Source organism: Scytonema millei VB511283 (genome assembly GCF_000817735.3).
GTDB lineage: Bacteria > Cyanobacteriota > Cyanobacteriia > Cyanobacteriales > Chroococcidiopsidaceae > Chroococcidiopsis > Chroococcidiopsis millei_B.
Genome location: NZ_JTJC03000004.1, coordinates 112173 through 125917 on the forward strand (window position 1 = coordinate 112173; position 13745 = coordinate 125917).

A 13745-nucleotide genomic window follows, 5' to 3' on the forward strand; every position below is an offset into this window, starting at 1 on the left:
CGCTAGTATATATAATATTTGCGATCGCAAAAATACTAGTTAAATCGAGTCACTTCTCTTTTTGGAAGATTGTTTGTTGCTTTTGCTAAAACTTCAGACACAACCTCTGTGTATCGAGCAAGACTGAATGTCTCTAATACTTTTTCACGAGTTTGCTTCCAGTCTACAGAATAAGCCGAACCGCTAGCGATCGTCACAATTGATTCAGCAATCGACTCAGGTGTAGTTTCGCAAGTCCATAGCTCCGTTTCTGGATTAAAAAACTCTCTCAAAGCCGGAGAATTCATGGTTAAGGTAGGTAATCCTAATGAGAGGGCTTCAATCAACTTATTAGGAATAGCATGATACGCTTTATCTGTATTACCAAAAATACCTAATGCTAAATCGCAATAATTAACTAGATATTTAGGTAATGAACCATTAATAAAATTTAAGTCCTTCCTGAGAAAAACTATAGATTCAAGATGACATGACTGAACTTTTTCTACATAATCGTAAAAAGCTTTATTGTCTACACCAAAAAAGTTACAAGTAAATTGCAAGTTTCTTTCGCGCAAAATTTTTATCGCTTGTAATATGTTATCCAATCCATGTAAAGGAATAAATGTTCCCCACCAACAAATATTTAATTTCCCATCTTGCATCCAGCTTTTGTTGGGGAGCAAGCAAGAAACATTACACAGAGGAGCTATGTAGACTTTTTTTCTGTCAATATCAGTATTCAGAATCTGTTCCCAGTAAGTTAACTCTTGATTAGAGCTATGGATGAGATAGTCTGATTTCTTTAACGCTATTATATCTTTTTCAATATATGATTTAGCGAGTTTGCTTCCATCACCAACTCTTTTTCTGTCCCTCACTTCAGTATCGTAAAGCGAGATATACATTTCAACTATTACTTTTTTTCTAAACAGCTTTGCTGCAAAAACAGTACTTTTGATGAAGATAGTATTCATTGGCAATAGGTAAATTACGTCCGCAAACGCAGCTTTTATCAAAAGTTCAATCCAGTAAAATTTAGTTAATATTTTCTCAAGTAAAGAACTCTGCCTACGTAAGTTTATATAATAAAAGCTAGGACATAATTGAGAAACAAAATAATTTTTGGAACCATATAGAAACTCGATGAGAGCTTGAGAGCGACGATCTACGCGAGAAATATTGCCACAGAGCAAAACCTTGGCTTGATTTATGGGTGCTAGCATTGAAGTAATATTTTTGAGAATTGAACTATTGGCAAAAATACATGGAACTATTTTTTCAACACCGTCTTTTCTTACTATTTAAAACGTTAAAATATCTCACGTTCAATGGTGAAAAAAATAAATTAACTTTTATAATAATTTTGTTAGTGCAATTTATATCTCAACAATTGCACCTATGTAGGGATAAAAGACATAACTTAATAGAAGTGAAATATCATGAAAAACCTGAATCGCTACTTTGTAAATTGTCCTGTATTAGCTAAGTTTTCATACTATCTAATAAAACTTCAGGTTTAAATAACAATATGTTTTTTTTGTACGATAAATATTATTAAGTGGGAAGAATCAACGATGAACTAAAAATATTTCTGACTCTGATTGGTGTTGCTTAAGTGCACTCTTAGTGTCTTCTCTCACAATCCATAACGCCGCGAGCTATAACGCTTATAGCGCTACTTTACTCGTATTAGTAATTTAGTATTAATGTCTAAATGAGTCACTCAAAACTCTATTGAATAACGTTTTTAACTGCTATGAATTTAATAATTATATTTCTGCTTTATCATCATGTTCAGTTATAAGTCAGTTTTTGTCAATACATAAAAGTTACAGAAAAGTTCAGGACATAAAAGTTATAGACCAGTTCAGAACAAGGAACGAAATTATCTTGACAAATATGCAAATCGTCAACATCAAACACAAAACAAGGAATAGGCTCTATCTTACTATTCCACTTTGCGAACTACGGTTTACTGGTGCTAGCACTGCTCGATCTCCTAGAGCTACTTGTCCCCACGCGCTTGCTAAATTCAGTGGAATTTTTGTGATTAGCACCGTTGTTAGTGCTTGACACTTTGCGGCTTCAAATCAAAATGGATGCTCGCACCCAATTGTCAATCTTGTTTTATTACAATTCCTTAACCTTTAATGCAGCTTGAAGATATTTATCAATATTTTGCCAATCCTCCAGAGATTTATCTTTGCCAAGAGCAAGCAGTTTGTTATATTCTGTCGGTTTTGCTTGAGGGTGAATCTTATGGATCTGGATTGATTCAAAAGCTCGAACGTGAAGAGTCTCGCTATCGCCTCTCCGATACCGTGTTGTATGCAGCGCTGAAATTTCTCGAAGATGAAGGAGCGATCGCGGGGTACTGGCAAAAACTAGAGGGTCGCGGTCGTCCTCGACGAATGTTCCGGCTCAATCACCAATGGCAAAATGAAGCACGAAATCTAGCAAAATTATGGAGCGATAGCATCACCTAATGTAAATAAATCAGTCAGCCTTTTAGGAGCAGAACGTCTCTGCTGCGGGATAGCTGGGCGATCGCTTCTACGATTTCATCTCCAATTTTTCGAGTAATTTAGGCAGATCCTTCTGAGATACTTGGCGATGCTCGGTTTCGATCGCATCAACCCAAGATATACTTTTCCCCATTGTTGCGGCAAAGAAAGCCCTCGACCAGCCTTTAGCTTTTCTAGCTGCTCTAATCGCAGCACCAGATGGCGGCTGTTGTTTGGGACGTTCCACGCCTCTAAGCTGGTTTGGCAACTTAGCAATCTCTGCCAGCGCTGCTTCTGGTAAATCGAATCGCCATGTAGTATCTAAAAGCTGGCTCCAGAAGCCGATTGGTCTTTTCGTACCATCGTTATTTATCAACCACGCTGGACCAGTTTCTAACTCGACTCGCCATCCAGCCGCTTCAATTACTTTCAAGTCAGTCGCTAGATCGTCAGCTAGTTGCCGTCGTAGTTGCCGATCTTGCTCTGCTACCGCAATTTTAGCCATACCATACGCAATTTGCATCAGAGATTTGCCGGAAAAGACTTCGCGGTATCCTGGCTTGACTTGAAAAATCAGCCAAATTAGCATTCGAGCTGCACCAGCATTTTGTTTACCAATGCTAAACAGCGTTTGTACTGTTTTTTTGGTAATAACTCCCGTATAGTAATAGTACTCAGACTTATTTAAAAAGTACTTCGCCCACAATCCAGGTTGAACGATGACTTTTAAACCTGTCAGCTTCGGATTGCCTGCCTTATCTGTCTCAAAATCTCTTGCAACATTGACATTCCAGATTTTTAAATCGGCTACGGTAAAGGCTCCTACCTTGCCTTGTTTTTCCCAAACTACGTGAGCTAATATCTGTGCAGGCTGTCGTACCAGGTCATACAGAATTTTTAGTTGCTCATGTCTACATAAATCTCTACGTTTGATTAATCCGGTGTATTCCAGCAGTTGTTTATCATCTAATAGAAACTCACTTTGCCACGGATGATTCAGATTTGCAGCAGCAGCGCAATAAATTAGATGAATAGCGCCTGCTCTAGGATCGAATCGATCTATGACAGCTAAAGCTGCTGACTCAGATATGGTATCAGGAGACAAGTTTTCTAAATTGTCTGTGACGTAGTAAGAGATCGTGCCTTTTTTGCCATCAGCTGCTTTTTCATAGCTCAAATTGTTTTGGGTTTCGGTCTTCCAGGGTAGATCGCGCTTTTGAGATAACACTTCTGCCACTCCATGCAACAAGAGTGACAAAGCTGCAAGACTCGTCTTGCCATCTGGAAACAAAGAAGCTTTCTTGAATGGTTTGGTTGGAGATTTCAGCTGCCTAGACTTCAGAAGAATCTTTTTGACAGCCCCCAATTTGCTTGTCTGAGGTGATGTGGTATTTGATTCTGTAGCTATTGTTGCTTCGCGGTCTACCTCGGTCTTGCTTGCGTCATTTCGCCGAAGAATAACTATTTCTACTACCGGTTGAAGCAGACTCCCAAGCCGATTACGCAGTAATTCTGGTAATTTCATCTCTTGCTTGGTATACCAATCAAATCTCTCGTATTTTTTGCTCTTACTAGAAACGCAAATTATTGCACCTCTATATAAACATATCCCGGATTCAACGATATTTTCCTACCTAATTTGGTAGAACTTGCGGGGTTGATTGAAGTATTAATTACAGGAATGCTAATTAAGTGAAAGTGTGCGAGTAAATTTTATCTATCAAAAGGCATATTCTGAAAGTAGTACTGATAAAAGTAGGCGATCGCATAAGTGCCGTCTTCATCAACAGATTTGAGCCGATTGGATTTAATGTAGTTCTAAGGTACTAGGATCGGCTCACTTTTTTCAAAACGGGTTGCATAAATTGGCTTTAAATAGCATCAAAATCTTACCGAGCAATAGTTTTACAACTTTACACCTACTGCTAGCACTTAGTCACACTTTTGCTAGAAACAAGTCACACTTTTGCTAGAAACAAGTCACACTTTTTCATTGTGGGGCGTAGATTTAATATACTTGTATTAAAATCTTACATTTTTAACTCAAGCTAAAAATGTAAGGGCTATTGAATCGGTCGAATAATATATTTTTCTAAATCTACGGTTTTAGAGATAGCCTCAAAGTAAAATCATTGTAAATGAAATAATAAAAAACCTTACACCCTGTAAATTTTAAGGAATGTTACTCAATTAAAACAGAGATTGCTCGCCATAACGCAGTCAAATATCTATCTGCATGAGTAGTGAAAAATTCAAAGTTTGATTCTGCGGATAGGTGAAAAGAATGTGGCTTTGATGGCTTAATGTTGTGTGTATTGTCTTGTTACTCATGAATCATTTCTAAGTGGAGAAGAAAGTTATGCCATTACTAAGCATTAGTGATTTTGATACAGAATATCAAAGTACGTTTGAAGACAATGACATCAAAGGTATGGATGTTTATGGTGAAGGGGATGGGGAAAAGTTTGGTACAGTAAAAGATATTTTAGTAGACGAACAAGGTAATTTTCGGTATTTTGTTATTGACGTAGGATTCTGGATTTTTGGTAAAAAAGTACTACTGCCAGTTGGTCGCGCTCGGATCGATCGCAACGCTCATCGCGTCTATGCAAAAGGTTTGACTAAAGAGCAAGCGGATCGCTTACCCGAATATACAGAAGGCATGACAGCAGACTACGACTACGAAGAACGGGTCAGACGAGTTTATCGTACAGAAGCTTCTTTAGATGCATCAGCACCTCTAGACTCGGCATCTACTGCTGCGATGATGGGTACTGCTACCCCAACTAGCTATAACCGCGATACTTACACTTACGAGCATGACAGAGATTTATACGATACAAGCACTCATAGCGATCGCACCATTAAACTTTACGAAGAACGGTTGATTGCCAGCAAACAGCGCCGCAAAACTGGAGAAGTTGCGATCGGCAAGCACGTTGAAACTGAGACAGAACGAGTTTCAGTACCAATTGAAAAAGAGCGCGTCGTGATTGAAAGAATTACCCCAACCGATGCAGGTAGAGCTGTTGCACCTGGCGAAGTTGACTTCCATGAGGGTGAAGTTGCCCGTGTAGAAGTGTACGAAGAAGTTCCAGACATCCACAAAGAAGCCTTCGTTAGAGAAGAAGTCAGAGTCAAAAAGGTCGTAGAACAGGCAACTGTGGAAGCACAAGAAACGATTCGCAGGGAAGAATTAGATGTCGATGTCGATGGTCGCCCAGTTATCAGTGACCAGTGACCAGTTATCAGTTATCAGTTATCAGTTATCAATGACCAGTTATCAGTGACCAGTTGACTTTTGACTTCTACTGACCTGCGATCGGTGACCAGTTAATTCTAACTTCTGACTCCTGACTGCTTTTTACTGATAACTGATAACTGATAACTGATAACTGATAAATGTTCTATTCATTTGTAAATTGTAGGAGGTAGAAATGAGTTTGATTAAAAGGTTTCGGAAAATTGCGACTGTGCTGATGTTAGTTTTGTTTATTACTACAACTACAGCCTGTAGCAGTGCAGTTCAAGCCAAACAGCCAACAACGCTACCAACAGCTAGTCGGAGTGCAGATTACTCGCAAATAGCAAGAGGAAATACTCAAGCCGGACAAGATTTTGGCGGTTGGGTCGTGCAAACGGCTAGGGGAATGGTTAAAGATGCCTACGTGCGCGACAACAATAAATTAGGTGTTGTCATCTCACCTGAAGTTCGCCCAAACGAAGTTAAGCCATTAGCAAAATCTCTAGCTCAAGGTTTTCGCCGCAATTTCCCCAACCAAGATTTGACTGTGTTGATGTACGCACCGGATAAAAAGCTAATTTTGACAGCTAAGTACGACACTCAAACTAATCAGATTGAATACAAGTAGTGTCATTTGTCATTTGTCATTGGCTAGGAATGCAAATGGCAGTTGTAAAAAGGAGAAAAAAATGAGTAGTAGCGACAAATATAGAAAAGAAGTGATGAACGATCTCGCTCAAGGTAATGTGGAAAATCTTGGTGATGCACCTGCGAACTTAGAGCAAGACTACGAAAACTTTGATGATTTTGCTCAACGCTCATCCCATGACGAACGCCGTCGCTTATTCGGACGCTCTTTCCACCCAGATCGGATTCCGACAAACCAGATGGAACCGGAACTGCAAAAAGCGATCGCCCAGATTAAACCAAATGAAAGAGATGATGTGGCGCGGGCTTTCTTCAAGCACTTAGGTAAAAGAGGATTGCACGATCGCGATTTAGAAAAGCAACTAGGGCTATCTACCCATCACGCCAGCCGGATGAATGCCGACGATGTAAGTAAATTAGCTGCATTTGCTTATCACAACCATCCCGATATTTTTCAAGAGGTATTGGCGGAACAACCTGCATTCGTGAAATTCCTCAGCAATCCACTCGTCGGTGCTGCATTTGGTGCGATCGCGGCTAAATGGTTAGGTGGTCGTAAGTAAGTACAAATTGCATAGGTGAGAGAGACTACTACAAGCATTAACCGAAACAAAGCCGAGAAATGATTTTACTGTAACAGGTAAAGCTTGTCTCTCGGTTTTGGTATAGAAGGAGTCAGGGCTATTTCTCCCAATTTTAACGGTTGTTGGGGATGAATGACTTTGATTTTGGTATCGATCGCCTGCTTGACGATCGCATCAGCAAATACTTTTAGCGATCTTCTTTGTGTGAAACAAAATTTTACTTTTGAATATAACTTAAGCTCGCATCATTTCTAACAGCTCAAATACAATCCTTGAGGAGTAGAACATTCCTCACTTGGGAAAGTAGTAACGACCTTAGTTAATAGCTAAGCTGACAATTAAAAGGCAGCTCAAATAAGAAATTTGACTTGCGATCGAGCATGAATGGAGTGAATCATATGTGGGAAATCGCAGAAATAGCAAAACAATTTGACTTCGCAAATCTTTACTTAGCACAAGTTATAACGACTGAAGAAATTCTGACTCCAGAAGAAGCTGCTGCCATTTTTTCTGGACCGCAATTCTTGGTGGCATTAATTGCAGGTGTAGTGATGGCGTTTGCCTTTCAACTCCTGTTAACTAACTTTTCCGTGGCTCTAGGTATTTCCGCGTTAGGTGGGGGAGATGCTGACGATACGGATAATTTAGGCAACACAGTTCGCACAATCTCAACCGCAGTGGGTCTGTTGGCTTTATCCACTGGTGGCGTAGCTCTGTTCGCGGCTAGTTTTTTAGCAGTGAAGCTGAGTTTAGTCAGCAGTGCGGTATTAGGAGCAATTATTGGGGTAGTTATTTGGTCTACCTACTTTTCCATTTTGGTGTGGTTAGGCTCAACTACAGTCGGTTCGCTGATCGGCTCTTTAGTCAGCACTGCTACCTCTGGCTTTCAAGGACTGGTAGGGACAGCAGCTACCGCTTTGGGTGCTAATGCAGCCAAGAACCAAGCTGTGGATACGGCTGAAGCGATCGCCGCCGCAGTTCGGCAAGAATTCACTACAGGACTCGACCCAGACGCGATCGGTAAGACATTGCAAAAGTCTTTGGGAAATTTGCAACTACCACAACTGAATCTAGACGAGATTCGCGGTCAGTTTGAAACAATTCTCAACAGCTCGGATTTAAAATCTGTGGCTGATAGCGATTTGCTACGTAACATTAACCGCGAGACATTTGCAGATTTGGTCAGCGATCGCACGGACTTATCCAAACAAGACGTGAATCGGATTGTAGACCAGTTGCAAGGAGTTTGGCAGCAGGCGATCGGCAAAGGTGAAGCAGATCCACAAGCTCAATTAAGTCAATTTATTCAAGAAGCTTCTCCCGAACAACTCAATTCCAGCGATTTGAGCGAAAAACTGGAACAACTGGTACAAACAAGTCAATCGAACGGGAAGCAAAGCAACGGTTGGGGAAATCGAGCCGTGCAATTGGGTGTCAGCGCCTTGACAACAGCAGTACTCGAAAGAACTAATCTGGCTGGGGTTGATGTGGAGAATATTTCTGGTCAACTGCAAAAGTTCGTCGATAAGTTACCAGAAGTAGACCGAGAAAAGATTTCCGGTCAGTTACAGCAATTTAAACAGCAGGTGCAACAGCAAGCACAAAAACTACCAGCACTGCCAAATAGCACCATCCGCAGCGATGTAGATGACTATTTGCTGAAATCTTACCCGTGGCATCTCAACCGCGAAACGATTAAGCAAGAATTTAGAGATGTTATCTACGATCCGCAAGCCGATCCAAGTAAAGTCAAACGAGAGCTGGAGCAGTTGGACAAAGATTATTTCGTTCAAAAGCTGAATCAGCGTGGCGATTTACTTGAGAACAAAGTCCAAGAAGTTGCTCAGCAACTAGAAGAGATCCGCAGCGAGATTTTAGCTACGGTTTCTGCTGGTGCGTCACAAGCGCAATCGCAAGACCTGCGCAGCCGTGTAGAAAATTATCTGCGATCGACTGGCAAGGAAGAACTAAATCCTGAAGGAATTCAACGTGACTTCCAAACTCTTCTAGAAGATCCAGAAGCGGGTGTGGAAACACTCAGCGATCGCCTATCGCAATTCGATCGCGATACTTTGGTACAACTGCTCAAACAGCGCCAGGATATTAGCGAAGAGGAAGTAAATAATATTGTCGGTCAACTCGAAAGCACTCGCGATCGCGTTGTTAACCGTGCCAAAGAATTGCAAGAACAGGCGCAAGCCAAAGCAACAGAAATACGACAAAAAGTAGAAGAATATCTTCGCAACACCAATAAAGAAGAACTCAACCCTGAAGGGATCGAGCGCGATTTTCGCACCTTGCTAGAAGATCCGCAAGTGGGAATTTCTGTATTACGCTCAAGATTATCGCAGTTCGATCGCGAAACTTTAGTTGCTCTACTTTCGCAACGTCAAGATTTGAGCGAGGAGCAAATAAATCAAACTCTCGATCGCCTCGAATCAGTCCGCGATAATATCTTACAAGCACCGCAACAGCTAGCAGGTAAAGCCAAAGAGCAATACGACAAAACGACAACGGCGATCGCTGAATATCTGCGTAACACCAACTTAGAGGAACTCGATCCTGAAGGAATCCAGCAGGATTTGCGTAAAGTATTGTCAGATCCTCAAGAGGGAGGCATGGCACTGCGCGATCGCTTGTCTCACGTCGATCGGGAAACCTTGGTAAAACTGCTATCGCAACGGCAAGACTTGAGCGAAGAACAAGTCAATCGGGCGATCGACTCTGTGGAAGAAGCAATCAACAGCATTGTCCAAGCACCGCGCCGTTTGGCAAGCCGCGTCCAACAGCAGGCGAGCGATTTTGAGGCAACTTTAGAAGGTTACTTGCGGAATACGAATAAAGAAGAACTCAATCCCGATAGCATTAAGCGCGACTTGCAACTATTGCTCAACGATCCCCGCGCTGGATTGGGTACTTTAGGCGATCGCCTCTCGCACTTCGATCGTTCGACGATTGTGGCTTTACTGTCTCAAAGAGAAGATATCTCGGAAGAAGAAGCAAATCAAATTGTCGATCGCATCCTTGCCGTACGCGATTCTGTTGCCGAGCAAATTGAGAAAATTCAGCGTAGCGTGCAATCAGTTGTCGATGGGGTGTTCGAGCGCCTGCGTAACTACCTCAACTCGTTAGAGCGTCCCGAACTCAACTATGAAGGAATTCAGCAAGACTTCACGACCTTGTTTGACGATCCGCAAGCGGGATTTGAGGCTCTACGCAATCGTTTGAGCCAATTCGATCGCGACACGCTAATCGCCGTGTTGAGTTCCCGCGAAGATATTTCCCCAGCCGATGCCGAGCGGATTGTGGGTCAAATTGAAGGTACGCGCGATCGCGTTCTGCATCAAGCCGAACGCATTCAACAAGAAACGCAAAAACGGCTAGAAGCTTTGAAACAACAAGCTCAGGCAACAGCAATAGAAACCAAAAAAGCCGCAGCTGGTGCAGCTTGGTGGTTGTTTAGTACGGCTCTAACTTCTCTTGCCGCATCTGCGATCGCCGGAGCGTTAGCCGTGAACGGGATCGGCGGATTGTTTTAACCAAATAGAGACGCGATCGAATCGCGTCTCTACAGCCTTGAAACTTTGAAATTGGAGCAAAAAAATGACTTTAGGCTACCACAGACGAGCAGTAGGCACATTTGAGCGGCGTAAAGATGCGGAACGCGCCCTGAATGAATTAAAGCGTTCTGGTTTTGGGATGGGTCGGGTTTCCATCATCGCTCAAGATGCAGACAGCAAACCTGATATTGCTGGTGTAGATGTAGAGGATCGCGATCGCGTCGGTAACAAAGCTGATGAGGGCGCAGCAACCGGGGCGGTGACAGGCGGAGTTTTGGGCGGACTGACTGGCTTACTGATTGGACTAGGCACTTTAGCAATTCCTGGTGTTGGTCCAGTGATGCTAGCGGGCGAAGTTGCTACAGCCCTAGCTACAACTGCGGCTGGTGGTGCGATTGGTGCGGCTGCGGGCGGTTTGCTAGGCGCACTAATTGGCTTGGGGATTCCCGAGGAAAGAGCCAAAGTTTACAGCGATCGCGTTTCTAGAGGACATTATTTAGTTATTGTGGATGGCACTGACGACGAAATCGCCCACGCAGCCAGAATTCTCGGCAGTAGCGGGATTCAAGAATGGGGTGTATATAACAACCCAAATGCGACCAATACCCGCACCGATGTTGTGACTGATGTAGAGCGCGTGAATTGGACTAGACAGGCTTACCGCACTGAAGGCGTTGTCAATAACGTCAATACCGCTAACCCCACCTACCGCGCCGAAGCCAGTGTTGACGACACTCCTGAAGTCATTATTGTCGATCGTCGGGACGAGACTCACTGAACCAGCAGAGTATTGACTGGTTCCAGGTAATGCCTGCATTTGCCCCCGGAAAGCTGTTTGAAGAGATAGTAGCTCCCAGTAGCTACTTTTTCTAATTAGGGTAGGTGAAGTTAGCTACTTGAGAAGTGATGAAGAGCGATCGCTCTGGTTCTAAACAATAGCTTCAGCTTGCTAGATCGATCGAAGCATCTCGGTGAAATCGAACCACTCGTGAGAGTGAAATTCGATAATTGGTGGAAGGACATACTGTCAGTGCGATACTATCTCGCTCGGAAACTAGTATTTGCTTGACAGTACAGGCTTGTCTTTTGTTATTGCAGTAAGCAATAATGCGATCGCCGATTTGAATATCCAATACTTGAATTTTCATGACTTTGCTCTGTTAGGGTTTTCCTAACATTTGCTAAATTCCGTATGTGGTACAACAATGATGTCATTTCAATCTGGAAAAACTGAAATTTCAGACAGCTAGCTTAGTAGCGGGAACGTCTTTTACGCTGCTTATGCTTAGCGAGTTCCTTACGTTTATGTTTTTCAATTGGCGTTTCAAAGTGACGATGTTTCTTGATGTCTAAAAAAATCCCTGCTTTAGAAACTTCGCGCTTAAATCGACGCAAGGCTGACTCAATTCCTTCATTTTCACCCAAAATAATTTGTGCCATCTATTCTCCTCTCAATTGAGTAAATTAGGATAGAATTTGGGCAATTTATCCTGAAATTAAGTTGTTAGCAAAAAAGGGTAGACTCCCGATCTACCCTTAAACCTTAGAGTTAAATTATCTGTCTTAAAGCTTAGTAGCGACCAGAGAAATTACCTCTGCGATTACCACCGAATGAGCTTCTGTCTTCTCTAGGCTTTGCCTTATTAACCTTCAGGTTGCGCCCCATCCATTCAGCACCATCAAGAGCATCAATGGCAGCTGTTTCTTCAGTATCTGTATCCATTTCCACAAACGCAAAGCCGCGCATCCGACCAGTTTCGCGATCGGTTGGGAGTTGCACCCGCTTTACAGAACCGTACTCTGCAAAAGCAGCACTGAGGTCTTCTTGCGTTACCTCGTATGATAAATTGCCGACATATATAGACATATGATTGTCTCCAAAATCAAAAGGTGTAGAGATTTAGATTTCGGAGAGAAGCCTGTTAATTTTAAAAACAAACGATATAACCGAATTTTAGTCTCAGTAAATATATTAGCGCACTATTGAACTCTCGCACGAGAGCGATCGCGTCGGAATGGGCGTATTAATACATCTTAGTTAGTAATAAAAGACCTTCGCCATCTTTTAACGAGCTGTGTAAACGATCCCTCCGGCATCGCTAGATGTATGCGCTCAAAAGCCTTTGGTGCTTTGTTTTGTGGAACTTTCCTCTTGCTTTATATAGTTGGAATCTAGTCAAAAGATACATAACTCCGATTGAGTGCGGTCAAGACTAGTCGTTGAAATATTCAAGCAGATCGACAGAAATATTTTGTTATAATAATTTACATACGCTTACACGAGGGCATCCATGCGCTACACCGATAAAGAAGGGAATACCCTCAACCTGAATGAATGTATGACTGCCGATAGCTTCTTGATGGAGCCTGATGTTTATACCTGCGAACCACTGGAAATGCATTTCAACCAAAAAGGAGATCTCAAAGCAGGAAAGAGACCGAAGAAAGCAGTAGTTAGCAAATCTTTGTAGTGGCGATTAGCCCAGTATGACAATAGCGAGCGAACTAGGTATCTAACCTCAGACAAAGATATCTAGCTAGACTCGATCTTCTAGTTTTCGCCCCAGTGGGGCAGGAGTCAGCGATGAATCAGCCGATTAAATTATCTGTAGAGCAAGAATTTAGCCTCAGAAGCTTTGCCGACCAAGTGCAGCAGATGTCCCGCGAACAAGCCCAGGAATTTTTGATTGTGCTGCATAAGCAGATGATAATTCAGAAAACAATGTACCAGGAATTTCTGAAGCATGAGTGGCATCTGGACTAGGATCGCGCTTTTGGGGCAGAGCTGGTGAGAAAGCGCCTCCAAAACCTCTATCTACCTGCTTTATCCGATATATCTGGTGGTAATTCAATCTCTTTTGAAGCTGTGCGGCTACAGCTAATAGCCAACAATCGGGTGCAGATTTGGACTAATGCCAATCTAAGCAATGGCGAACTCGTGCCGATTAGTCTGAGTGCAACCATAACCATCGAGCGACGATGCCGCCTTGCTTTTTGCGAACCGAAGTTTGAAGCAGATAGCGTACCAGAATCTCGACGAGAAATCTCTCAAACCCTAAGCATCATATTGGTAGAGATTTTAGATCGCATGATCCATTTGGATCGCTTCGATCTCGATGGCATCACGATCCGACTCAACCAATTGGAAACCCAAGAAAAACTATTGATTTTCAGGGGCTACGCCCAAATTGAGCGCATCCCCGCCAACTCCTAGTTTGCTAGT

General features: G+C 42.5%; 14 protein-coding genes. 9 read left to right on the forward strand and 5 right to left on the reverse strand.

The features are described from left to right. Positions 1-35: 35 nt before the first annotated feature. Entirely contained in the window at positions 36-1205 is a 1170-nt protein-coding gene (locus QH73_RS15545; RefSeq protein WP_039717223.1) for a glycosyltransferase, read from the reverse strand. Between the two features lie 927 nt (positions 1206-2132). Between QH73_RS15545 and QH73_RS15550 the strand changes: the two genes are divergently transcribed. Continuing rightward, entirely contained in the window at positions 2133-2468 is a 336-nt protein-coding gene (locus tag QH73_RS15550; RefSeq protein WP_039717222.1) for a PadR family transcriptional regulator, read from the forward strand. A 67-nt stretch (positions 2469-2535) separates the two neighbouring features. Here QH73_RS15550 and QH73_RS15555 read toward each other — a convergent pair whose 3' ends face one another. After that, complete coding sequence (locus QH73_RS15555; RefSeq protein ID WP_039717221.1) at positions 2536-4011, reverse strand: helix-turn-helix domain-containing protein; 1476 nt, start codon at positions 4009-4011, stop codon at positions 2536-2538. A gap of 834 nt (positions 4012-4845) precedes the next feature. Between QH73_RS15555 and QH73_RS15560 the strand changes: the two genes are divergently transcribed. From QH73_RS15560 to QH73_RS15580, 5 genes are all read left to right on the forward strand, one after another. Then, positions 4846-5727, forward strand: coding sequence for a DUF2382 domain-containing protein (locus QH73_RS15560; protein ID WP_039717220.1), 882 nt, complete (start codon positions 4846-4848; stop codon positions 5725-5727). Between the two features lie 196 nt (positions 5728-5923). Then, positions 5924-6358 (forward strand): hypothetical protein, encoded by a 435-nt coding sequence (locus tag QH73_RS15565; protein WP_039717219.1) that lies wholly within the window; start codon positions 5924-5926, stop codon positions 6356-6358. A gap of 61 nt (positions 6359-6419) precedes the next feature. Continuing rightward, on the forward strand, positions 6420-6941 hold the full coding sequence (locus QH73_RS15570; RefSeq protein ID WP_039717218.1) for a hypothetical protein: 522 nt from the start codon (positions 6420-6422) through the stop codon (positions 6939-6941). Between the two features lie 419 nt (positions 6942-7360). Further along, positions 7361-10501, forward strand: coding sequence for a hypothetical protein (locus tag QH73_RS15575; RefSeq protein WP_039717797.1), 3141 nt, complete (start codon positions 7361-7363; stop codon positions 10499-10501). A 64-nt stretch (positions 10502-10565) separates the two neighbouring features. Continuing rightward, on the forward strand, positions 10566-11300 hold the full coding sequence (locus QH73_RS15580) for a hypothetical protein (RefSeq protein WP_039717217.1): 735 nt from the start codon (positions 10566-10568) through the stop codon (positions 11298-11300). A gap of 163 nt (positions 11301-11463) precedes the next feature. Here QH73_RS15580 and QH73_RS15585 read toward each other — a convergent pair whose 3' ends face one another. The 3 genes from QH73_RS15585 to rbp all read right to left on the reverse strand — a co-directional run bounded on the left by QH73_RS15585 (position 11464) and on the right by rbp (position 12389). Beyond that, positions 11464-11670 carry a hypothetical protein gene (locus tag QH73_RS15585; protein WP_132867139.1) on the reverse strand — a complete coding sequence of 69 codons (207 nt, stop codon included), beginning with the start codon at positions 11668-11670 and terminating at the stop codon, positions 11464-11466. Positions 11671-11773: 103 nt separating this feature from the next. Continuing rightward, positions 11774-11962, reverse strand: coding sequence for a 30S ribosomal protein S21 (gene rpsU / locus QH73_RS15590; protein WP_015154529.1), 189 nt, complete (start codon positions 11960-11962; stop codon positions 11774-11776). A 130-nt stretch (positions 11963-12092) separates the two neighbouring features. Beyond that, positions 12093-12389: an RNA-binding regulator gene (gene rbp, locus QH73_RS15595; RefSeq protein WP_039717216.1), complete on the reverse strand. Its 297-nt coding sequence runs from the start codon at positions 12387-12389 to the stop codon at positions 12093-12095. Positions 12390-12813: 424 nt separating this feature from the next. Between rbp and QH73_RS15600 the strand changes: the two genes are divergently transcribed. The 3 genes from QH73_RS15600 to QH73_RS15610 all read left to right on the forward strand — a co-directional run bounded on the left by QH73_RS15600 (position 12814) and on the right by QH73_RS15610 (position 13736). Then, positions 12814-12993 carry a hypothetical protein gene (locus QH73_RS15600; protein WP_132867141.1) on the forward strand — a complete coding sequence of 60 codons (180 nt, stop codon included), beginning with the start codon at positions 12814-12816 and terminating at the stop codon, positions 12991-12993. A 113-nt stretch (positions 12994-13106) separates the two neighbouring features. Continuing rightward, positions 13107-13286, forward strand: coding sequence for an NblA/ycf18 family protein (locus QH73_RS15605; protein WP_039717796.1), 180 nt, complete (start codon positions 13107-13109; stop codon positions 13284-13286). A gap of 24 nt (positions 13287-13310) precedes the next feature. Then, positions 13311-13736: a hypothetical protein gene (locus QH73_RS15610; protein ID WP_052290234.1), complete on the forward strand. Its 426-nt coding sequence runs from the start codon at positions 13311-13313 to the stop codon at positions 13734-13736. Positions 13737-13745: the final 9 nt, after the last annotated feature.

Coding starts and splice junctions, on each gene's coding strand:
- QH73_RS15550 (WP_039717222.1), top strand. CDS start 2,133: ATGCAGCTTGAAGATATTTATCAATATTTTGCCAATCCTCCAGAGATT.
- QH73_RS15560 (WP_039717220.1), top strand. CDS start 4,846: ATGCCATTACTAAGCATTAGTGATTTTGATACAGAATATCAAAGTACG.
- QH73_RS15600 (WP_132867141.1), top strand. CDS start 12,814: ATGCGCTACACCGATAAAGAAGGGAATACCCTCAACCTGAATGAATGT.
- rpsU (WP_015154529.1), bottom strand. CDS start 11,962: ATGGCACAAATTATTTTGGGTGAAAATGAAGGAATTGAGTCAGCCTTG.
- QH73_RS15565 (WP_039717219.1), top strand. CDS start 5,924: ATGAGTTTGATTAAAAGGTTTCGGAAAATTGCGACTGTGCTGATGTTA.
- QH73_RS15580 (WP_039717217.1), top strand. CDS start 10,566: ATGACTTTAGGCTACCACAGACGAGCAGTAGGCACATTTGAGCGGCGT.
- QH73_RS15555 (WP_039717221.1), bottom strand. CDS start 4,011: ATGAAATTACCAGAATTACTGCGTAATCGGCTTGGGAGTCTGCTTCAA.
- QH73_RS15605 (WP_039717796.1), top strand. CDS start 13,107: ATGAATCAGCCGATTAAATTATCTGTAGAGCAAGAATTTAGCCTCAGA.
- rbp (WP_039717216.1), bottom strand. CDS start 12,389: ATGTCTATATATGTCGGCAATTTATCATACGAGGTAACGCAAGAAGAC.
- QH73_RS15545 (WP_039717223.1), bottom strand. CDS start 1,205: ATGCTAGCACCCATAAATCAAGCCAAGGTTTTGCTCTGTGGCAATATT.
- QH73_RS15585 (WP_132867139.1), bottom strand. CDS start 11,670: ATGAAAATTCAAGTATTGGATATTCAAATCGGCGATCGCATTATTGCT.
- QH73_RS15575 (WP_039717797.1), top strand. CDS start 7,361: ATGTGGGAAATCGCAGAAATAGCAAAACAATTTGACTTCGCAAATCTT.
- QH73_RS15570 (WP_039717218.1), top strand. CDS start 6,420: ATGAGTAGTAGCGACAAATATAGAAAAGAAGTGATGAACGATCTCGCT.